Source organism: Nonomuraea sp. B208, from assembly GCF_057536035.1.
The window spans coordinates 1-20,358 of record NZ_BAAJOU010000030.1; the positions used below are offsets into that span (position 1 = coordinate 1).

Consider the following 20,358-nt stretch of genomic DNA (forward strand, 5'->3'; position numbering starts at 1 on the left):
GAATATCCTTCTGCCATGCGTGCCACCGCCCCCGGCAGGACCCAGCACATCATCTCGCCCTTCACCGGCGAGACCATCGCCGAGCTCGCCCTCAGCGACGTCGAGGACGTCCAGGCGGCCTACCGGCGGGCGCGCTCCGCCCAGGCCGCGTGGGCCGCCCGGCCCGCCGCCGCGCGGGCGGAGCCGTTCCTGCGCCTGCACGACGCGATACTCGACCGCCGCGACGAGATCCTCGACCTCGTCCAGGACGAGACCGGCAAGGCCCGCAAGCACGCCATGGAGGAGGTGCTCGACGTCGCGGGCTGCAGCCTCTACTACGCCCGCCGCGCCCCCCGCCTGCTGGCGCCGGCCCGCCGCCAGGGCATCTTCCCGCTCGCCACCCGGGTCACCGAGCTGCGCCAGCCCAAGGGCGTGGTCGCGGTGATCTCCCCGTGGAACTACCCGCTGTCGCTCGGCGTCACCGACATCGTCCCCGCGCTGCTGGCCGGGAACGCCGTCGTCCACAAACCGGACACGCAGACCGCCCGGTCCACGCTGTGGACCATCGACCTGCTCGTCGAGCTGGGCATGCCGCGCGAGATCTGGCAGGTCGTGCTGGGCGAGCCGGCCGACATCGGCGACGCGCTGCTGGACGACGCCGACTACGTGGCGTTCACCGGCTCCACGCGCGGCGGCAGGAAGATCGCCGAGGAGGCGGCCAAGCGGCTCATCGGCTGCTCGCTGGAGCTCGGCGGCAAGAACCCGATGCTGGTGCTCGACGACGCCGACCTGGACGTGGCCGTGCAGGGCGCGCTGCGCGCCTGCTTCACCAGCGCGGGCCAGCTCTGCCTGTCGACCGAGCGCCTCTACGTGCACGAGTCCGTCTTCGAGGAGTTCGCCCGCCGCTTCGTCAAGCAGGTCGGCAACCTCAAGCTGGGCGCGGGCCACGACTGGTCGGTCCAGATGGGCTCCCTGTCCTCGCGGCGGCAGCTCGACGCGGTGACCGCGCACGTGGACGACGCCCTCGCCAAGGGCGCGCGGCTGCTGACCGGCGGCCGGGCCCGCCCCGACCTCGGCCCGCTGTTCTACGAGCCCACCGTGCTCACCGGCGTCACCGAGGACATGGAGCTGTGCAGGAACGAGACGTTCGGCCCGGTCGTGGCGCTCTACCCGTTCGGGACCGACGACGAGGCGGTGGAGCTCGCCAACGACACGGTCTACGGGCTCAACGCCTCCGTCTGGACCTCCGACGTGGCGCGCGGACGCCGGCTGGCCGCCCGGATCAAGGCCGGCACGGTCAACATCAACGAGGGGTACGGCGCCGCGTACGCCTCCTACGACGCCCCCATGGGCGGCATGAAGTCCTCCGGACTCGGCCGCCGGCACGGCGCGGAGGGCCTGCTGCGCTACACCGAGTCCAAGACGGTGGCCGCGCAGGCGGGCTGGCTGGGCTTCGAGCCGCCGTTCGACCTGACGGCCGAGGCGTGGGCCGGGGTCCTCGCCGGCACGCTCAAGGCCATGCGGAGGCTCGGCGTCCGATGAGCTTCGACGTCCTCGTCATCGGCTCGGGGTTCGGCGGCAGCGTCGCGGCGCTGCGCCTGGCCGAGAAGGGCTACCGGGTCGGCGTGCTGGAGGCGGGCCGCCGCTTCGACGCGACCACCCTGCCCGTCACCTCCTGGCGGATCCGCGACTTCCTCTGGGCCCCGTGGCTGGGGCTCAAGGGCATCCAGCGCATCCACCTGCTGCGCGGCGAGCGCGGTAGCAAGGTGATGGTGCTGGCGGGCGCCGGGGTCGGCGGCGGCTCCCTGGTGTACGCCAACACGCTGTACGAGCCGCTCGCCCCGTTCTTCGACGACCCGCAGTGGGCGGGCATCACCGACTGGCGGTCCGAGCTCGCCCCCCACTACGACCAGGCCAAGCGCATGCTGGGCGTGGTGCCCAACCCCACCTTCACGCCCGCCGACGAGATCATGACCAGGGTCGCCGCGAAGATGGGCGTGGCCGGCACCTTCCGCCTCGCCCCGGTCGGCGTCTACTTCGGGCCGGACGGCGTGGACCCCTACTTCGGCGGGGCCGGACCGGAGCGGCGCGGCTGCGTCGAGTGCGGGGCGTGCATGACCGGCTGCCGCTTCGGCGCCAAGAACATGCTGACCGAGAACTACCTCCATCTCGCCGAGCGGGCCGGGGCCAGGATCTACCCGGAGTGCACGGTCACCTCGGTGCGGCCCCTGCCGTCCGGCGGCTACCAGGTGTCCGCGCACCGGACGGGCTCGCCGCTGCGCCGCCGTACGTTCACGGCCCGGCAGGTGGTCTTCGCGGCGGGCACGTACGGCACCCAGCGCCTGCTCCACAAGCTGCGCGACGAGGGCGTGCTGCCGCGCCTGTCGTCCAGGCTGGGGGCGCTGACCCGGACCAACTCCGAGGCGCTGCTCGGCGTCGAACGACTGGGGAGCGGCGGCGAGAAGCTCAACGGCGGCGTGGCCATCACCTCCTCCATCCACCCCGACGCCGAGACCCACATCGAGCCCGTACGCTACGGCGACGGCTCCAACGCCATGGGCCTGCTGCGCACCCTGCTCGTGGACGGCGGCCAGAACCGCCTGCGCGCCTTCGCCCGCGAGGCCGCCAGGCGTCCGCTGCGCACACTACGCCTGTTCGACCTGCGCCGCTGGTCCGAGCGGACTGTCATCGCCCTGGTCATGCAGGCCAAGGACAACTCGATCACCGTGCGGAGGAGCCGGTTCGGGCTGCGCTCCTCGCTGGGGCACGGCGAGCCCAACCCGACCTGGATCCCCGCCGGGCACGAGGCCGTGCGGCACGCCGCCGCCGAGATCGACGGCATGCCCGGCGGGACGTGGCTCGACCTGTTCGACATCCCGACCACGGCCCACTTCCTCGGCGGCTGCGCGATCGGCGACTCGCCGGGCACCGGCGTCATCGACCCCTACCACCGCGTGTACGGCCACGAGGGGCTGCACGTCGTGGACGGCTCGGCGGTCTCGGCCAACCTGGGCGTCAACCCGTCGCTCACCATCACCGCCCAGGCCGAGCGCGCCCTGTCGTTCTGGCCCAACGCGGGGGAGCCCGATCCGCGCCCGCCGCTCGGCGCGGCGTACGCGCGGCTCGCCCCGGTCCGCCCCCGCCGCCCGGCGGTCCCTGCGGGCGCCCCCGCCGCACTCCCGGAATAGGCCCGAATAGGCCCCTGGCGAACGCGCGGGCTCCGGCGGGCCGGAGGATGGCAGGGTGAGGGCGTGACCTGGACCACGGCCGCGCTCGCGCTCCTCGGGCCCGAGCCGCCGACCCCGCTGATCGAGTTCCCGGTCGCCGCGCCGGGCGTCCGGCTCCTGCTGAAGGACGAGTCGCGGCAGCCGACGGGCAGTCTCCGGCACCGCCACGCGCGGGCCCTGTTCCGGCGGGCGATCGCCGAGGGCCTGATCACCGAGGGCACGACCGTGGTGGAGGCCACCGGGGGCAACGCCGCCGTCGCGCAGGCGTGGTTCGCGCGGCGGCTCGGCCTGCCGTACGTCGTGGTGATGCCGGGCGAGCGCACCGAGGCCCGCGCGCGGCCGGTCGAGGCGCTGGGCGGCGAGTGCCGCTTCGTGACGCCGCCGCTCGCCATCTACGACGCCGCCCGCGCGCTCGGCGGCCACTTCCTCGACCAGTTCGGCCGCGCGACGCCGCACGACCTCGCCGGCGAGCTGTTCGGCCAGGTCAGGCCCGACTGGGTGGTGACGGGCGCGGGCACCGGCGCGACCTCGGCCGGTCTCGGCGCGTGGGCCCGCGAGCACGGCCTGCCCTGCCGCGTCGTGGTCGCCGACCCCGACAACTCCGCCTACTTCCCCGGCTGGACCCTCGACGCCGCCGACTACGCCACGGGCATGCCGTCGCGGATCGAGGGCATCGGCCGCCCCCGCGTCGAGCCCGGCTTCCGTTTCGACCTCGTCGACCTCGTCATCCCCGTGCCCGACGCGGCGAGCGTCGCGGCGGCCCGCCGCCTGCGCGAGGTCACCGGCCTGCCGGTCGGCCCGTCCTCGGGCACCGCCCTCTGGGCGGCGCTGGAGCTGGTCGAACGCCTGCGCGCCCGGGGCGAGGGCGGCACGGTCGTGTCGCTGATCGGCGACGCCGCCGAGCGCCACCTGGCGACCTGCCACGACGACGCCTGGGCGGCGGCGAAGGGCCTCGACGTGGACCGGCACCTGGGCACGCTCCGCGAGCGCGTTCAGGGGCCCGTCAGCTCAGAGGGTGGCTGACCCAGACGTTCGGCTCCACGTAGACCGCGTGGTCATGCTCGACGCGACAGTGCACGGGGGTCAGCGCGCCCGGCACCTCGACCTCGCCCGAGCGGTCGAAGGGCAGGCCGGTCCACGTCCGCCACTCGGCCAGCGTGCCCGCCACCACCATCGACCGCGGGGCCACCTTGACGATCTTCCCGCCCGCCCGTACATGCACCCGCAGCCACGGGTCGTACGGCAGGCCGTCCTCGCGGACGCGCCAGGCGTACTCGGCCATGGGCGTGCCGGGCTCCAGGTGCTTGCGGTTGGGGCGGACGGGGGCGACCAGCTCGGCGAAGCCGAGGAGGGCGGCGCGCTCGCGCATCGCCCGGAGCATGACGCCCGACAGCCCCTCGCCCTGCCGGTCCTTGCGGACGCTGATCTCCAGCGCGGAGACGCCGTTCGCGCGCCGCCCCCGCGCGCGGGCCAGCCAGCCGCGCCTGATCACGCCGTCCCAGCCGTCGTCGGGCAGCTCGGCGGCCTCCGACCGGTACGGCATCATGCAGGCCCGCGCCACCACCCGCCCCGGCTCGGCGTCGTCGTCGGCCACCAGCACGTAGTCCGCGTACGTGGTGTCGGTGAAGGGGTAGAACAGGTCGGCGATCGGGTCGTTGAGCGCGAACTCCGGCCAGGTGTGGTCCATCTCCCACAGCGTCGCAGCGAACTCCGGCCGCTCGGCGAGAGTGGTGATCGTCAGGGCCATGCCGATCATTGTCACATCACCCTTCACCGGCAAGCGCCTGCTTTTTCACCACTTAATGGGACTTATCGGCGTGCGCTACCGTCGGCCCATGACAGAACTCACCCCCAGGCTGCGCGCGGTCGCCGACCTCATCGTGGCCGAGGCGCGCGAGGCCGGCGGCAGGCACGAGTACGACGGCCACGTCCAGGACCTGTCGCCCGAGGGCGTGCGCGCCGGGCTGGCGCGGCTCGGCGAGGGCGCCGCGCCCGGCGACCCGCACGACGCCGAGCACCTCCAGGTGTTCGAGGAGAGCCTGCGCTTCCAGTTCGGGGAGCTGGAGCTGCACCGGAAGAACCCGATGCCGCACCTGTCCAACCTCGAACTGGCCTGCTACGACCGCGACTACGGCCCCGCCGAGGACCGCGCCAGGGCCAAGGCCGCCCACCTCGCGCGCTGGCCCGAGGCCGTCGAGGGCGCGATCGCCTCGCTCGACCAGGTCAGCGCCCCCGTCGCGCGCTCGCTCATGGGCGCGGTCAAGGGCCTCGCGGCCGGCGTCACCGACGAGGCCGCGCTGGCCGCGCACGGCCGGCTCGTCGCCCACCTCGAACGCGCCGCCGCGGAAGGCGACCCCGACGCCGCGCTCGGCGCCGACGCCCTGAGCAGGCTCATGGGCACGGCCGAGGGCCTGCCCGTGGACCTCGGGCGGCTGGCCGAGCGCGCCGACGCCGAGCGCGACCGGCTCATGTCGCTGCTCGCCGAGTCCTGCGCCAAGCTCGGCCGCGCCGAGCCGCCGCTGGAGGTCGCGAGGGAGCTGGTCAAGGAGCACCCCGGCGCGGACGAGGTCATCGAGGCGGCCCGGGTCGGCACCGCCAAGGCCATCGCGTTCACCAGGGAGAAGGACCTGGTGCCGTACCACGACGGCGAGTGCCTGGTCGGCCCCGCGCCCGAGTCGCGGAGCTGGGCCATGGCGATGATGGCGTGGAACGCGCCCGCCGAGCCCGAGGGCCCGTCCTGGTACCACATCACGCCGCCGGACCCGTCCTGGCCGCGGCAGGAGCAGGAGGAGTGGCTGGAGGTCTTCAGTCACACGACGCTGCCGGCGATCAACGTCCACGAGGTCGCGCCGGGGCACTTCTCGCACGCCCGCGCCATGCGCCACGCCCCGTCCGAGGTGCGCAGGCTGCTCATGTCGAGCGCCTTCGTCGAGGGATGGGCGCACTACGCCGAGGAGCTGTGCGTCGAGGAGGGCTTCGAGCCCGACGACCCGCGCTTCGAGATCGGCGTCTGGCTGGAGGCGCTGCTCCGCGTCACCCGGCTCGCCTGCGCGATCGGCGTGCACACCGGGCAGTTCACGGTCGAGGAGGGCGCGCGGCGCTTCGAGTCCGACACGCACCTGCTCGGCCCCGCGGCGCTGTCGGAGGCCAGGCGGGCCACGTTCGACCCCACGTACGGCCGCTACACCTGGGGCAAGCTGCTCATCCTCGACCTACGCGAGCAGGCCCGCAAGGAGTGGGGCACGGGCTTCACGGTGCAGCGCTTCCACCGGGAGCTGCTGGCGCTCGGCGCGCCGCCGCTGGGGCTGATCGGCGCGATCCTGTAGGTCCGGGCGGGCCCGCCTTGACGACGGGCCCGCCTTCACGACGGGCCCGCCTTCACGACGGGCCCGCCTTCACGACGGGCCCGCCTTCACGGCGGCCCGCCGGGTTTGCGGCGGGCCCGCCGTCACCAGTGGCGCTCGTGGGCCAGGACCCGCACCACGTCGCCCTCGCGCCGCACCAGCAGGCGTACGCAGTCGCCCGGCAGGACGTCCTTGTAGGTGCCCGGGTCCACCGCGACCGCCTTGGCCCGCGCCGAACGCCCGTCGTGCAGCGCGAGATAGCGCGCCCCGTCGTCGTGCCACCGCTTGACGACGTGCCCGGCCACCTCACGGCGGCGGGGGCCGCCGGCGGCGTACCCGGCGGGCTCGACGTCAGCCCCCTGCCAGCCGCTGCCGGTGAAGATCCACTCCCGCTGCGGCGACGGCCGGGCCGCGAGCTCCCTGCCGCGCGCGGTGAGCAGGAACCCCCGCCCGCCGAGCAGCAGGCTCCCGCCCGCCACGAACGACACCATCGTCGCGATCCCGCCCAGCCACGACACCCCGGCGTCTGCGACGGTGACGTACCAGGGGACGGCCAGCGCGACGGCCAGCCCGACCGGCACGATCAGGCTGGGCCAGCGCCGCCGGGCCAGCCCCAGGTCGATCGCCCGCCGCCGGACCAGCGGCGCGAACTCGCCCTCCAGCTCGGCCCCGTCCGGCATGAGCGCGACGAGCGGCGCCTCGTCCGCGTCGGCGAGGTCGCGGCCCGCCAGCCGCGCCCGCACCCGCTCCAGCGCCCACCGCTGGTACGCCGGCAACGCCTCCTCCACAGGAAAGGGCACGAGGGCGAGCCGGTCGCCCTCGATCCGCGCCGGCCCGAGCTCGGCCAGCTCGCACAGCGTCGCGTGGAACACCTCCTGCGCCCGCATCCCGCGCAGCAGCTCGCCCACCGCCCGCGGATCCGGCTCCCCGGCGGGCGCGGGGAAAGCGGCGGGCCGCTCCCTGCCGGCCACCACGACGGCCGCGGCCAGCGCGGCCACCCAGAGTGCCCAGGCGGTCGCCGGCCAGACAAGATCCATTGTTCTGTGTTAGCACGAGAGCCTCCGGCAGGCCAGGCGTAATATCCGGGACCGATAGACTGGAGTCACCGCACTTCGCCTTTGGGGGGTTCTCTCGGTGTCAGAATTCGACACGGTGCTGGTGGTCGACTTCGGCGCACAGTACGCGCAGCTCATCGCCCGGCGGGTGCGCGAGTGCCACGTCTACTCGGAGATCGTCCCGTCGACGATGTCCGTCGAGGAGATGATGGCGAAGAACCCCAAGGCCATCATCCTGTCCGGCGGGCCCTCCTCGGTCTACGCCGAGGGCGCGCCGCCGGTGCCGCACGGCCTGTTCTCGACCGGGGTGCCCACGTTCGGCATCTGCTACGGCTTCCAGGCCATGGCCCAGGCGCTCGGCGGCACGGTCGCCCGCACCGGCGTGGCCGAATACGGCGGCACCTCGCTCAAGGTGCTCGACGAGGGCGTCATCTTCGCCGGGTTGCCGGCCAGCCAGCAGGTCTGGATGTCCCACGGCGACAGCGTCGCGGCTGCGCCCGAGGGCTTCACGGTGACCGCCTCCACCGGTGAGACGCCGGTCGCCGCCTTCGAGCACCCCGGCCGCGGCCTCTACGGCGTGCAGTTCCACCCGGAGGTGCTGCACTCCGAGCACGGCCAGGCGGTGCTCAGGCACTTCCTGGAGGCGGCCGGCTGCCGGCCGAGCTGGACGATGCTCAACATCGTCGAGGAGTCCGTCGAGGCGGTGCGCCGCCAGGTCGGCGACGGCCGGGCGATCTGCGCGCTGTCCGGCGGGGTCGACTCCGCGGTGGCCGCCGCGCTCGTCCAGCGGGCCATCGGCGACCGGCTGACCTGCGTCTTCGTCGATCACGGGCTGCTGCGCAAGGGCGAGGCCGAGCAGGTCGAGCGCGACTTCGTGGCCGCCACCGGCGTCAAGCTGCGGGTCGTCGACGCCGCCGAGCGCTTCCTCAAGGCGCTGTCGGGCGTCACCGACCCCGAGGAGAAGCGCAAGATCATCGGCCGCGAGTTCATCCGCGTCTTCGAGGACGAGCAGCGCGCCATCATGGCCGACGGCCCGGTCGACTTCCTGGTGCAGGGCACCCTCTACCCCGACGTGGTGGAGTCGGGCGGCGGCACCGGCACCGCCAACATCAAGTCGCACCACAACGTCGGCGGCCTGCCGGAGGACCTGCAGTTCACGCTGGTGGAGCCGCTGCGCACGCTGTTCAAGGACGAGGTCCGCCGCGTGGGCGAGGAGCTGGGCCTGCCGGCCGCGATGGTCTGGCGGCAGCCGTTCCCCGGCCCCGGTCTCGGCATCCGCATCGTCGGCGAGGTCACCCGCGAGCGGCTGGAGATCCTGCGCGAGGCCGACGCGATCGCCCGCGAGGAGCTGTCGCGGGCCGGCCTCGACCGGCAGATCTGGCAGTGCCCGGTGGTGCTGCTGGCCGACGTGCGCTCGGTGGGCGTGCAGGGCGACGGCCGCACCTACGGCCACCCGGTGGTGCTGCGCCCGGTCACCTCCGAGGACGCGATGACCGCCGACTGGTCGCGGGTCCCCTACGACGTCCTGTCGCGCATCTCCACCCGCATCACCAACGAAGTACGCGACATCAACCGGGTGGTTCTCGACGTGACCAGCAAGCCCCCGGGCACCATCGAGTGGGAGTGAGCGCATCGATCTGGCGCGCGCACGCATAATCGTGACGACGGGGGGAAGTGAATCTGGCTCTGCGCCAACTCGCGACCAGGTTGGTGACGGGACGCCCGAGGCGCCGGCCGGCGCGGGGGCACCGGCGCGGGCGGGAAGGATGACACGCCTGTATGCCCCAAGCTGACGAGCACAGCGACGCGGCGCCGCTGGTCCTGCTGGTCGAGGACGACCCGCAGGACGCGCTGATCGTCCGCGAGCTGCTGGAGGACAGCGGCCTGGCCGTACGCCTGGAGTGGGCGCGCTCGGTGAAGCAGGCGCGGCAGGCGCTGGCGCGGCTGCGCCCCCAGTGCGTGCTGCTCGATCTCGACCTGCCCGACGCCTACGAGTTCTCGGCGCTGTCGGCCGTGCTGGAGGAGGCCGGCGACGCGGCCGTCGTGGTGCTGACGGGCCTCGCCGAGGAGCAGGCGGGCCTCGCCGCGGTGACCGCGGGCGCGCAGGACTACCTCGTCAAGGGCCGGGTGGAGGCCGAGTGGCTGGGCCGGGCGCTGCGTTACGCCATGCAGCGCAAGCAGGCCGAGCAGGCCGCCGTGGCGCTGCACGCCGAGCGCGTACGCGCCAAGGAGAACGCCCGCCTCGAACGCGGCCTGCTGCCGACCCCGCTGCTGGAGACCATGCCGATCCAGGTGGCCTCCCGCTACCAGGCGAGCCGCGGCTCCCTCACCCTCGGCGGCGACTTCTTCGACGTCGTCGAGTCCGACGACAAGGTCGTGCACGCGGTGATCGGCGACGTGTGCGGTCACGGCCCCGACGAGGCGGCGCTCGGCGTCTGCCTGCGCATCGCCTGGCGGGCGCTGGTGCTGAGCGGCCTGGAGGGCGGCGCGCTGCTGCGGCAGCTCCAGCGCATCCTCGACGCCGAGCGGTCCAGCCCCGAGATCTTCGTGACGATGTCCACGCTCGTGCTGGAGCCGGACCAGCGCACGATCCGCGTCTGGCGGGCCGGCCACCCCGGCATGCTCGTCCACACCCCCGAGGGCATCTCCCTGGCCGAGCCGGCGCAGGGCCTCGCGCTCGGCCTGCCCGTCGAGAGCGACTGGGAGCAGCACGTCATGGAGCTGCCGCCGGGCGGCGGGCTGACGCTGTTCACCGACGGCCTGTTCGAGCGCCGCCTGCCCGGCGAGCGGGCCCGCTGGCTGGGCGAGGAGGGCCTGCTGGAGCTGGCCAGGCGGCGGGCGCACCTCGACGGTCAGTCCTTCATCGACGCGCTGGTCGAGGACGTCGAGACCGCCGCCCCCGAGACGGCCGCCGACGACCTCGCCGTGGTCCACCTCCGCTGGAAAGACGAGCTGTGAACGCTTCCCCCGTGCGCGGCTGGCGCCGCCTGACGGTCCACGCCTGGTTCGTCGCCGTGCTGGCGGTCGCGGCGGTGCTGGTGATCGTCTGCGCCGTGGTCGCCACCCTCATGCTGGACCGCACCGCCCGCCTGTCCGACCAGCTCATCGGGCGGCTCTCCCCGGCCAGGATCGAGGCCGCCCAGCTGGAGAACGCCCTGCTCAACCAGGAGACGGGCGTCCGCGGCTATCTGCTCACCGGGCGGCGTGACTTCCTGGACCCGTACACCGAGGGTGTGCGGGCCGAGCAGAGCAGCGTTGAGAGCATCGCGGCACTGCTCCAGGAGCATCCCGAGCTCGTTGCGGAGGTCGAGGCGGTCCGCGCCGAGGCCGCGTCGTGGCGGCGGGCGTACGCCGAGCCCGCCATCGCCGCCAAGCGGGCCGACGCCGTCGTCCGCGACGCGGGCAACGAGAGCGGCAAACAGACCTTCGACGCCATCCGGTCCCGCCTCGACCGGCTCTCCACGGAGCTGACCGAGGCCCGTGCCGCCGAGCAGGCCGACCTGCGGGCGGCGCAGCGCATCCGCGACTGGGCCTTCCTCGCCATGGTCGTGCTGTTCCTGCTGGCCGGCCTCGCGATGGCGATCCTGCTGCGCCGGGCGGTCGGCCGGCCCCTGGACGAGCTGCGGGTGGCCTCCCGGCACATCGCGACCGGCGACTTCGACCACCCGATCCCCGAGCGGGGCCCGGCCGACATCCGCGAGCTGTCCCGCGACGTGGACCTGATGCGCAAGAAGATGGTGCACGCGCTGCAGGAGTCGCACGAGCACCAGGGCCAGCTGCGCGCCCAGGCCGCCGACCTCGACGCGCAGGCCGTGGAGCTGCGCCGCTCCAACGCCGAGCTGGAGCAGTTCGCGTACGTCGCCTCGCACGACCTCCAGGAGCCGCTGCGCAAGATCGCCACGTTCTGCCAGCTCCTGCAGAAACGCTACGGCTCGGTGCTGGACGAGCGCGGCGCCCAATACATCCACTTCGCCGTGGACGGCGCGACCCGCATGCAGGTGCTCATCAACGACCTGCTCAGTTTCTCCCGCGTGGGCCGCATGTACGACGACCGCAAGCCGGTCGAGCTGGACGAGGTGCTCGACAAGGCGCTCGACGACCTCGGCGCGGCCGTCGAGGAGTCCGGGGCCCGCGTCGAGCGCCCCGCCGAGCTGCCCAGCGTCATGGGCGACCGGACGATGCTCGGCCTGCTCTGGCAGAACCTCCTCGGCAACGCGATCAAGTTCCGCCGCGCGGGGGAGACCCCGGAGATCCGCGTCACCTGCGAGCCCGGCGACGAGGGCGAGTGGGCGTTCGCGGTCGAGGACAACGGCATCGGCGTCGAGGCCGAGTTCGCCGAGAAGATCTTCGTCATCTTCCAGCGCCTGCACAACCGCGAGACCTACGGCGGCACGGGCATCGGCCTGGCGATGTGCCGGAAGATCGTCGAGAATCACGGGGGCCGCATCTGGCTCGACACCGGCTACACCGGAGGCACCCGCATCCGCTTCACCCTGCCCACCTCTGGGCCCGAGGCCGCCACCCACCAAGAAAGCGACTCATGACCACTGCGCAGGCCATCGAAGTGCTCCTCGTCGAGGACGATCCAGGCGACGAGCTGATCACCCGCGAGGCGTTCGAGGACAACAAGATCCAGAACAACCTCCACGTCGTCAGGGACGGCCTGGAGGCGCTCGACTTCGTCTACCGGCGCGGCCCGTACGCCGACGCCCCCCGCCCCGACCTCATCCTGCTCGACCTCAACCTGCCGAAGTACGACGGCCGTCAGGTCCTGGAGAAGATCAAGGGCGATCCGGACCTGCGCGCGATCCCCGTCGTCGTCCTCACGACCTCCTCGGCCGAGGAGGACATCCTGCGCAGCTACGACCTGTTCGCCAACGCGTACGTCACCAAACCCGTCGACCTGGAGCGCTTCCTGGCCGTCATCCGCCAGATCGACGAGTTCTTCGTCACGGTGGTCCGGCTGCCCGGCCGCCTCCAGGCGCCGGGCAGCATGCCGGGCGCCTAGGCCGCCGGCCGGTAGGACGACGGGCCGTTCCACGAGCACTCCCGGGTCTCGTCGAGCAGCAGGTCCACCACGTCCGACAGGCGACCCTCCCGCTGGTAAGCACGCCGCTGCCGGGCGGCCGAGCTGCCCCGCGCCAGCGCCTCGCGGGCCAGGGTGGACACCAGCTCCCAGTCGTCCGTCTCCTCCAGCTCCGGCCGCAGCCCGTCCACCAGGTTCATGAACACCTCGGCGGCGGGCCGCGGCACGCCCTCGACCGGGTCCACGAGGTCGCCCTCCAGCCCGGACCTGGTCGCCTGCCAGGTGGCCGCGCGCACCGGCTCCAACTGCATCTCGCGGTACGGGTCCCGCCGCACCGCCGCCAGCTCCCGGATGACCAGCGCCCGGAACAGCCCGGCGATGAGCGCGATGTCGTCCACCCGCGGGCAGGAGTCGCAGATCCGCAGCTCCACCGTCGGCACGTGCGCGGACGGCCGCACGTCGAAGTAGATCATCCCGGGGTCGGTGATCGTGCCGGCCTGGATGAGGTCCTGGACCATCCGCTCGTAGTCGGCGGCGGAGTCGAACTTGGCCATCGGCCCCGACGTGGGCCAGCGCTGCCACACGAGCGTGCGGTAGCTGGCGTACCCGGTGTCCTCCCCGAACCAGAACGGCGAGCTGCACGACAGCGCCTGCAGCGGCGGCAGCCACGGCGTCACGCTGTGCGCCACCGCCGTCGCGAGGTCCTTGTCCTCGATCTCGACGTGCACCTGCGTGCCGCAGATGAGCTGCTCGCGGGTGAGCAGCTGGTAGTCGTCCAGCATGCGCTCGTAGCGCGGGTCGTCCGACACCTTCATGCGCGACTTGTCGGCAAGCGGCACCGTGCCGGCCGCGACGATGCCCAGCCCCAGCTCGTGCGCGGCCTGCACGAGCTGGCCGCGCAGCTCGCAGAGGTCGGCGGCGAGGTCCTCAAGACGGGCGAACGGCGCGCTGTTGGCCTCGATCGTGGAACGCTGCAACTCCTCGGTGAAACGTCCCTTGGGCAGGGCGTCGAGCAGCGGCCCCGAGCGGGTCGACAGGTGCCTGGTCCGCAGGTCCACGATGTGGAACTCCTCCTCGACGCCCACCGTGAAGGATCCCGTCCGACCTGCCATGATCTCTCCCGCCTCTATGCCCAGTTCAAGGAGCCGTCTTCTTTCCAGAAATGAGCCTTTTGCACCTGTTGACGGCATCCGGGAAGCGGGCCAGGCGCCACAGGCTGCCGAGGAGCAACGGCGTCAGCAGCGCCCCGATGAGGATCGGGGCGGCCATGTAGCGGAAGTCCTGCGCCGAGATGTTGGCCAGCACCGCCAGCTGCTGCCCGGCGACCACGGCCGCGACGCCCAGCACATACCGGTTCCGCCCGGCCAGCGCCCCCGCCGCCACCGCCAGGTACGACAGGTACGCCCACGACGCCCCCCGCCACAGCGCCCAGTCGTACTCGGGGGCCAGCGACCCCGTCAGCCAGGGATCGGCCACCTGGTACAGCTCGTACGACAGCGGGCGCAGCGAGAACACCCACCGGCCGGGAAAGTCCGTCACCTTGCCGGGCCCGACGTAGGTGTCGGCGGTCGGCCGCAGCGACAGCCGGTACGTCGTCCCGCCCGTCAGCAGCGGATCGCCCACCGGCCGCCAGGCGATCGCGCCCCGGCACAGCCGGGTCTCCACCATCAGCCCGGGGTCGTCGACCAGCAGCCGCCGCCACAGGGCGAGCAGCTCGGCGGCGTGCGCGTCGGCCTGCTGCCAGCTGAAGTCCTCCCGCCAGATCAGCGTGTTGACCGTGGAGCAGGTGCCGCCCCACCACCAGCGGTCCAGCGGCGCCACCGACTCCAGCAACGCCCGGTCCCGCTCGCCGAACAGCTTCGGCCGGTCACGGAAGGCCACCGCGACGTCGCCGAAGGCCGTGTGGTACACGTACGTCGAGGACGGGGCGACGATCCCGAACCGGGGGAACACCGCGTTCGTCAGCACCAGCGGCAGCGCCGCCGCGACCGCGCCCGCCAGCAGCAGCCGCACCCGGCCGGCCCGTACGACGAGGGCCAGCACCGCCACGGCCACGCCCACCACGAGGAAGCCGTTCGCCCGGAACAGCCCGAGCGCCAGCGTCAGCGCCGCCAGCCCGGCGAGCCCCGGCCCGCTCACCCGCCGCGCCGCCGCGAAGCGCGCGCACACGCCCGCGATCGCCACCGCGCAGATCGTGAACGGCACGTCCTTCCACAACGTGACCGTGAACGCCCCCACGGGCGGCGTGAGCGGCATCAGCATCGCCACCACGGTGGTGAGCCGGCGCGGCGCCCCCAACGCCTTCAGCGACTGCGCCAGGAACGTCAGCGCCGCCGCCATGGCCGTCGTCTGCCCGAACGTGACCGCGCCCAGGTCACCGGTCCTCGTGAAGCTCAGCCACATCAGCGCGTCGTAGAGCACCGAATGATCGCTCACCCAGGGCCCGGCGATCGTGTGGCTGAGGTAGAGCACCGAGTCGCGGCTGAACAGACCCGGGTAGTAGGCCGCCCACCAGGACGCGAGCCCCACCTGGGCGACGATGAAGGTGGCGAGCGCCGGCCAGGGGTGCCGGAGGCGGGTCAGGCCCGCCGGGGCGCCGTCGCTCCCCATGATTCTCGCCATCGGAACCGGGAGTCGGGCGTCGTCAGGGGTAGCTCACTCCGGGCTCCAGCGCCTTGCCGCCGCCGCGGGCCAGCGTCGGGACCGTGACGAGGTGGTAGCCCTGCTTCTTCAGCTCCTTGAGAATGCCCGGCATCGCCTTGACGGTGGCCGGGACCGTGTCGTGCATGAGGATCACGCCGTCGCGCTTGGCCAGCTTGAGCACGGTCGCGGTGATCTTGCGGGCGTCGCGCAGCGACCAGTCGAGCGTGGTGCCGGTCCACATGATCTGCGACATCCCGGCCTCGTCGGCGATCCGCAGCACGCGGTCGTCGGTGTGCCCGTACGGCGGGCGGAACATCGTCGGCCGGTATCCCGTGGCCTGCTGGATGGCGTCCCGCCCGACCCGGATCTCCTGGCTGATCTCCTCGTCCAGCAGCGCCCTGAGCGACTGGTGCGAGTAGGTGTGGTCACCGATCGCGTGCCCCTCGGCCAGCGTCTGCCTGGCGATCTTCGGGAGCTCTTCGACCCGCTTGCCGACCAGGAAGAACGTCGCCTTGGCGTTCGCCTTGCGCAGCGTCTTGAGCAGCGCGGGGGTCTGCGCGCCGGGACCGTCGTCGAAGGTCAGCGCCAGGCACTTCACGCGGGCGCAGTCCACCCGTGCCTCGGCGGACGCCTCGACGGCGGCGGAGGTGGAGGCAGAGGCGGCGGCCGGGGCGGACGACAGGGTCAGGGCGGCGGCGAGGAGGGCATGAGTCACCACGACCGCAAGCCTAGAGCCAACCGGACCCGCCCGGCGCCCTCACCCTCCCGCCAAGATCACTCGGCTCCGGATCAGCGCTGGAGGCGGGCCCGCAGGAACAGGCTCACCCCGCGCAACGACCCGACCGGCAGATACCGCTCGGCCCGGATCACCGCCGACAACCCCGCGTTGAGCAACGCCGGCACCTTGCTCAGATCGCTTCCCACCGACCGCCGCCGATGCCACTTGACCACGGGCCGCAGCAGCACGTTCCAGCTCCAGACGCGGTCCACCCGCAGCCCGGCCTTCTCGACCACGGTCGTCAGCGACTCCCGCCGGTAGCGGCGTACGTGCCCCACCGCGTCGTCGTGCGACGACCACAGCGCCATGTCGCACGGCACCGCGATCAGCACGTGCCCGCCCGGCGCCAGCACCCTCGCGATCTCCTCGGTGACCAGGTGGTCCTCGCGGATGTGCTCCAGCACGTCGAACGCGGTCACCAGATCGACGCTGCCCGACCCGAACGGCAGCGCCCGCGCGTCCGCCCGGACCGCCGGGACCCCGCGTTGCCGCGCCATCTCCAGAGCCGACTCGTCGGTGTCAGTGGCGGTCGCGTCCCAGCCCGCCTCGGCGAGCACCCGGGTGTTGCCTCCGCCCGCCGCGCCGATGTCCAGCGCCACTCCGGGCCGGCCCAGCTCACGCAGCTCCCTGCGCAGGATCGCGCGGCGCTCGCGGTACCACCAGTGGGCGTCCTCCAGCGCGATGAGCCGGCGGATCTCCTCGGTCTCCATGTTCTCAGTTCCTCGTGAGGGGTGATGTGGCGGCGCGGATCACCATGAGCAGGCAGTACGCGGCGACGACCACGCCCACCTCGGCCATCCGCCCGGCCTGTGGCGGCAGCGTGTGCAGGAGGGCCACGGTGAGCGCGAGATTCACGGCGAAGAACAGCGCCGTGCGGAAACTGAGCACGGCGCCGGCGGTGCCAGCCAGGACAAGCGCGCACGTGGCCGCCGTAGCGGGTTCCTGGAAATCCCGCATCGGCCAATAAACCATCGCATAGAGAACGGCGGAGAACAACACGTGCACCGAGCCGGCGAACACCCTGCCCGGCGGCCATCCTCCTCGCGACCGCCCTCCCCGGGGCCGTCCTGCTCGCGACCGCTCGCCCTGAGGGCGTCCTGCTCGCGACCACCCTCCCTGGGGGCGTCCTGCTCGCGACCGCTCTCCCTGGGGGCGTCCTCCCTGGAGGCGTCCTCCTCGCGACCGCGCTCTCCGCGGACTTGCCGGCAGCGCGTCCGGATGGCACGGCACCAGCTCGGGCCGGACCACCGGAACGCGCGCCCGCCCCACCGCCATCGCCCACGCCACCCGGGCCAGGCCCCGCAGATCGTCGACCGCCGTACGAACCAGCTGGACCCGCGAGTCCAGATCCTCCACCCAGTCCACCGGCACCTCGTGCACGCGCAGCCCGTTATGCTCGGCGAGCAGCAGCAACTCGGTGTCGAAGAACCAGCCGTCGTCCTCGACCTTGTCCATGAGCGGCCGCACCACGCGGGCCCTCGCCGCCTTGAACCCGCACTGCGCGTCGCTGAACCCCGCCCGGAACCCGTGCCTGAGCAGCGCGTTGTACCCGCGCGAGATCACCTCCCGGCGTACCGATCGGCGGATGCGCGCGCCACGGCCCAGCCGGGTGCCGATCGCGATCTCGGAATGCCCGCTGGCCACCGCCGCGACCAGCGGGAACAGCGCACCGAGGTCCGTGGACAGATCCACGTCCATGTACGCCACGATGTCGGCCTGGCTCTCTCGCCAGGCCGCCCGCAGCGCCGCGCCCCGGCCGCGTACGTCGATCCTGCGCGCGTGGACGCGGTCGTACTCGCCGGCCAGTGCCGTCGCGACCGGCCAGGTGGCGTCGGTGCTGCCGTTGTCCACGATCGTGATCCGCCACGGCAGCGGGAACCCGCCGTCGAGGAAGGCCACCAGCGTACGGACGCAGCCAGGAAGGGCGCGTTCCTCGTTGAGCACGGGGATGACGATGTCGACGCTCGCCGGACGGGCCGCCGCGTCCAGGACGCGGAAGGTCGGCTGCATGGCGGCACGCGTGTCCATCGAGCTCCCCGATCCTTCGCCTAGGGTGGCCGTCGTTCAGGGAAATGCTGCTGGGGCCCCTCGCGGGGCGGGCGCGTTTTCTGCGCGCATGCCCCGAAGGGGAGCATCCTTTTACCCGGCGGGAAGCTCGTACACGGAGAACGCCCTGTTACGGAAGCGCAGAACGGCATAGCCGTCGAGCCGTGGATTGACCCTGGTGAAAAGCCACCGGACCCCGTACTCGCCGGCGAGCCGCTGGACGTTCTCCCGCGTCGGCGCCGCGAACACCGCGTCGTTGGCCGCGAGCCGCGCCGCATCCGCGAACGGCACGCTCAGGTACGACCCGCCGTACTCCCTGGCCCGGGACAACGTGCTCTCGGCATACGCCCACCCCTCAACGAGCACCCGCCGCTCACTGAACCCCGCCACCCAGTAATGCCTGCTGTCGCACCCCGGCGAGATGACCGGACGACAGTGCAGATCGGTCGCGACGACGTCACCGCTCCGCGAGTGCTCCCGCAACCACCGTGCCGCCTCCCGCCCACCACTCGGCACCACCCGCTCCCGCCGCCCCTCATCAGGCACCACATGCCGAACGACCTCGACCGCCGACGCCGGCACCCCGTACCCAGCCATGACCCCCACCACCACCAACACCACCCGAGCGGGCCCAACGGGCCTCCTCCGCACCACCGTGGTGGCCCCCAGCCCCGTGACCACAACCAGCACCACAAAAGCCGCCACCACCAAGTAGGGCCCCACCACCCACATCAACCCACCCAGATCCGCCTCAATCCGCACGGACCCGCGCAACAGCTTCTGCCCCCCGGCGACCACCACCGCCACCCCCGCGCCCAGGGCCACCGTTGCGCTCACCACCCGAGCAGCCAACCTCCCCTCACCCGCCCAAGCCCGCCCAGCCACCACCACCCCACAAACCGCCGCAACCGACAGATAAGGCCGAACACTCTCCAGGAAGTACAACTGCGATCCCGCCGGATGCCCCAGCACCAGAACCGCACCGACCCCCGCACCCCCCATCCCCACCAGCAACAGAACATCCGGCTCCACCATCCGCTGCCACCCCAGCCCAGCGACTCCACCCCACACACACGCAAAACAGAACAACTGCACCGCCGCCAGCCCCCCAAAAACCCACACCGCCCCCGCCCCCGCCCCCACCTCTGCTGGAAGCACCGCCGACTCGCCCTGAGCAACCCCGGTCACAACCCCCCACAACACCCGCATAGTCGCGAAAGGCGCGACCTCCATCCCCTGAGTCCCCCTCCCGAACACCACCGCCTGCGCCACCACCAGCCCCCCGAGCGCGAGCCCCGCCACCCCCAACCACCGCCCCGGCACCCGCCGCTCCACCACCCACCGAACCCCCGCCACCAGCACCGCCCCGGCCAGCAACACCGGCAGAAACGTCGCCTTGGCCCCCGCCAGCACCGCCACCAGCAGCACCAGCACCACCCAACCCCGCCCCCGCACCCCACTCACCAGCAACAACACCACAGGCGCGAAAAGCAGCGCCCCGAACGTCTGCGTAGGACTGGCCCAGGCCGTGAACATCGACCGCGTCGTGAACACCACACCGTCCTGCAACACGGGCCCGAACAGGAAGTACGTGACCCCGACCGCCGCCACCCCGGCCACCCAGCTCCCACCCACCCGCCGCCCCACCGCCGCCACCAGCACCACCAGGGCGGCCATCATCGGCAACGTGGAGAGCCGATAGACCAACGTGACGGGCTCAATCCCGGTCACCCAGCTCGTCGCCGCCATCTCGGCGTACACGAACCAGTGATAGGGAAGCGCCTCACCCAGCACCGACGGAAACGTGGGCGGCACCTGCCGCTTGACCTCCCCAAGCAGCGCCAGGTGATAGGGCATATCCACGTACGCCTTCCCCACCGGCACCCGATACAGGAACAACGCACTCCAAGCCACCAAATACCCAACCACCCCACCCAAGGCCCACCCACACCACGCCGGCACCCCCTCCCGCCCACACCACCGAGACTCCCGCTCCCGCCCGCACCACTCCTGCTCACCCTCCCGCCCGCCCCACCCCGGCTCCCGCTTTCGCCCGCCCCACCGAGACTCCCGCTCCCGCCCCCACCACCCGGACTCCCGCTCCCGTCCGCACTGCCGAGACACCTGCTCCCGCTCCTGCTCGCACCACTCAGGCTCCTGCTCCCGTCCGCATGACTCCCGCTCGCGCTCCCGCCTGCACCACCCGGGGACCCGCTCCTGCCCGTACCACTTGCGCCCGCATCGCCCGGACGTCCGCTCC

Annotated in this window: 16 protein-coding genes; 8 read left to right on the top strand and 8 right to left on the bottom strand. The window is 72.8% G+C overall.

The features are described from left to right. Positions 1 to 15: 15 nt before the first annotated feature. The 3 genes from AC27IY_RS41620 (at position 16) to AC27IY_RS41630 (ending at position 4,229) form a co-directional block, all read left to right on the top strand. Positions 16 to 1,521 (top strand): succinic semialdehyde dehydrogenase, encoded by a 1,506-nt coding sequence (locus tag AC27IY_RS41620; RefSeq protein ID WP_487181394.1) that lies wholly within the window; start codon positions 16 to 18, stop codon positions 1,519 to 1,521. Further along, positions 1,518 to 3,167 carry a GMC oxidoreductase gene (locus AC27IY_RS41625; RefSeq protein ID WP_487181395.1) on the top strand — a complete coding sequence of 550 codons (1,650 nt, stop codon included), beginning with the start codon at positions 1,518 to 1,520 and terminating at the stop codon, positions 3,165 to 3,167. The genes AC27IY_RS41620 and AC27IY_RS41625 overlap by 4 nt, the downstream gene beginning before the upstream one ends. A 63-nt stretch (positions 3,168 to 3,230) precedes the next feature. Next, positions 3,231 to 4,229 carry a PLP-dependent cysteine synthase family protein gene (locus tag AC27IY_RS41630; protein ID WP_487181396.1) on the top strand — a complete coding sequence of 333 codons (999 nt, stop codon included), beginning with the start codon at positions 3,231 to 3,233 and terminating at the stop codon, positions 4,227 to 4,229. On the opposite strand, the gene AC27IY_RS41635 is transcribed toward AC27IY_RS41630, so the two are convergent. Then, positions 4,210 to 4,953 (bottom strand): N-acetyltransferase, encoded by a 744-nt coding sequence (locus AC27IY_RS41635; protein ID WP_364461433.1) that lies wholly within the window; start codon positions 4,951 to 4,953, stop codon positions 4,210 to 4,212. The two genes, AC27IY_RS41630 and AC27IY_RS41635, sit on opposite strands and share 20 nt — an antisense overlap. 88 nt (positions 4,954 to 5,041) lie before the next feature. Between AC27IY_RS41635 and AC27IY_RS41640 the strand changes: the two genes are divergently transcribed. Further along, a complete protein-coding gene (locus tag AC27IY_RS41640; RefSeq protein WP_344216778.1) occupies positions 5,042 to 6,532 on the top strand; it encodes a DUF885 family protein in 1,491 nt (496 codons plus the stop codon). A gap of 122 nt (positions 6,533 to 6,654) precedes the next feature. Here AC27IY_RS41640 and AC27IY_RS41645 read toward each other — a convergent pair whose 3' ends face one another. Continuing rightward, a complete protein-coding gene (locus AC27IY_RS41645; RefSeq protein WP_487181398.1) occupies positions 6,655 to 7,587 on the bottom strand; it encodes a hypothetical protein in 933 nt (310 codons plus the stop codon). Between the two features lie 97 nt (positions 7,588 to 7,684). On the opposite strand from AC27IY_RS41645, the gene guaA reads away from it, so the two are divergent. The 4 genes from guaA to AC27IY_RS41665 all read left to right on the top strand — a co-directional run bounded on the left by guaA (position 7,685) and on the right by AC27IY_RS41665 (position 12,613). Further along, a complete protein-coding gene (gene guaA / locus AC27IY_RS41650) occupies positions 7,685 to 9,232 on the top strand; it encodes a glutamine-hydrolyzing GMP synthase (protein WP_344216782.1) in 1,548 nt (515 codons plus the stop codon). Positions 9,233 to 9,384: 152 nt separating this feature from the next. Beyond that, positions 9,385 to 10,563, top strand: coding sequence for a PP2C family protein-serine/threonine phosphatase (locus tag AC27IY_RS41655; protein WP_487181399.1), 1,179 nt, complete (start codon positions 9,385 to 9,387; stop codon positions 10,561 to 10,563). Then, on the top strand, positions 10,560 to 12,149 hold the full coding sequence (locus tag AC27IY_RS41660; RefSeq protein ID WP_423443120.1) for a sensor histidine kinase: 1,590 nt from the start codon (positions 10,560 to 10,562) through the stop codon (positions 12,147 to 12,149). Before AC27IY_RS41655 ends, AC27IY_RS41660 begins: the two co-directional genes overlap by 4 nt. Next, entirely contained in the window at positions 12,146 to 12,613 is a 468-nt protein-coding gene (locus AC27IY_RS41665) for a response regulator (protein WP_423443122.1), read from the top strand. Before AC27IY_RS41660 ends, AC27IY_RS41665 begins: the two co-directional genes overlap by 4 nt. Here AC27IY_RS41665 and AC27IY_RS41670 read toward each other — a convergent pair. The 6 genes from AC27IY_RS41670 to AC27IY_RS41695 all read right to left on the bottom strand — a co-directional run bounded on the left by AC27IY_RS41670 (position 12,610) and on the right by AC27IY_RS41695 (position 19,997). After that, on the bottom strand, positions 12,610 to 13,743 hold the full coding sequence (locus tag AC27IY_RS41670; RefSeq protein ID WP_487181401.1) for a carboxylate-amine ligase: 1,134 nt from the start codon (positions 13,741 to 13,743) through the stop codon (positions 12,610 to 12,612). The genes AC27IY_RS41665 and AC27IY_RS41670 overlap by 4 nt on opposite strands. A gap of 25 nt (positions 13,744 to 13,768) precedes the next feature. Next, positions 13,769 to 15,241 carry a hypothetical protein gene (locus AC27IY_RS41675; RefSeq protein WP_487181403.1) on the bottom strand — a complete coding sequence of 491 codons (1,473 nt, stop codon included), beginning with the start codon at positions 15,239 to 15,241 and terminating at the stop codon, positions 13,769 to 13,771. Between the two features lie 34 nt (positions 15,242 to 15,275). After that, on the bottom strand, positions 15,276 to 15,992 hold the full coding sequence (locus AC27IY_RS41680) for a polysaccharide deacetylase family protein (RefSeq protein WP_487181404.1): 717 nt from the start codon (positions 15,990 to 15,992) through the stop codon (positions 15,276 to 15,278). Between the two features lie 71 nt (positions 15,993 to 16,063). Further along, positions 16,064 to 16,762: a class I SAM-dependent methyltransferase gene (locus tag AC27IY_RS41685; protein WP_344216796.1), complete on the bottom strand. Its 699-nt coding sequence runs from the start codon at positions 16,760 to 16,762 to the stop codon at positions 16,064 to 16,066. A 4-nt stretch (positions 16,763 to 16,766) separates the two neighbouring features. Continuing rightward, the gene (locus AC27IY_RS41690; protein WP_487181406.1) at positions 16,767 to 18,080 is read right to left on the bottom strand and encodes a glycosyltransferase; all 1,314 of its coding nucleotides are present in this window, start codon (positions 18,078 to 18,080) and stop codon (positions 16,767 to 16,769) included. 111 nt (positions 18,081 to 18,191) lie between these two features. Further along, positions 18,192 to 19,997 carry a hypothetical protein gene (locus AC27IY_RS41695; protein ID WP_487181407.1) on the bottom strand — a complete coding sequence of 602 codons (1,806 nt, stop codon included), beginning with the start codon at positions 19,995 to 19,997 and terminating at the stop codon, positions 18,192 to 18,194. Positions 19,998 to 20,358 lie beyond the last annotated feature (361 nt).

Excerpts from the sequence above, each read along its gene's own strand:
- AC27IY_RS41620 (WP_487181394.1), top strand. The coding sequence starts at position 16 with ATGCGTGCCACCGCCCCCGGCAGGACCCAGCACATCATCTCGCCCTTC.
- AC27IY_RS41625 (WP_487181395.1), top strand. The coding sequence starts at position 1,518 with ATGAGCTTCGACGTCCTCGTCATCGGCTCGGGGTTCGGCGGCAGCGTC.
- AC27IY_RS41635 (WP_364461433.1), bottom strand. The coding sequence starts at position 4,953 with ATGGCCCTGACGATCACCACTCTCGCCGAGCGGCCGGAGTTCGCTGCG.
- AC27IY_RS41640 (WP_344216778.1), top strand. The coding sequence starts at position 5,042 with ATGACAGAACTCACCCCCAGGCTGCGCGCGGTCGCCGACCTCATCGTG.
- AC27IY_RS41645 (WP_487181398.1), bottom strand. The coding sequence starts at position 7,587 with ATGGATCTTGTCTGGCCGGCGACCGCCTGGGCACTCTGGGTGGCCGCG.
- AC27IY_RS41655 (WP_487181399.1), top strand. The coding sequence starts at position 9,385 with ATGCCCCAAGCTGACGAGCACAGCGACGCGGCGCCGCTGGTCCTGCTG.
- AC27IY_RS41665 (WP_423443122.1), top strand. The coding sequence starts at position 12,146 with ATGACCACTGCGCAGGCCATCGAAGTGCTCCTCGTCGAGGACGATCCA.
- AC27IY_RS41670 (WP_487181401.1), bottom strand. The coding sequence starts at position 13,743 with ATGGCAGGTCGGACGGGATCCTTCACGGTGGGCGTCGAGGAGGAGTTC.
- AC27IY_RS41675 (WP_487181403.1), bottom strand. The coding sequence starts at position 15,241 with ATGGGGAGCGACGGCGCCCCGGCGGGCCTGACCCGCCTCCGGCACCCC.
- AC27IY_RS41685 (WP_344216796.1), bottom strand. The coding sequence starts at position 16,762 with ATGGAGACCGAGGAGATCCGCCGGCTCATCGCGCTGGAGGACGCCCAC.
- AC27IY_RS41690 (WP_487181406.1), bottom strand. The coding sequence starts at position 18,080 with ATGGACACGCGTGCCGCCATGCAGCCGACCTTCCGCGTCCTGGACGCG.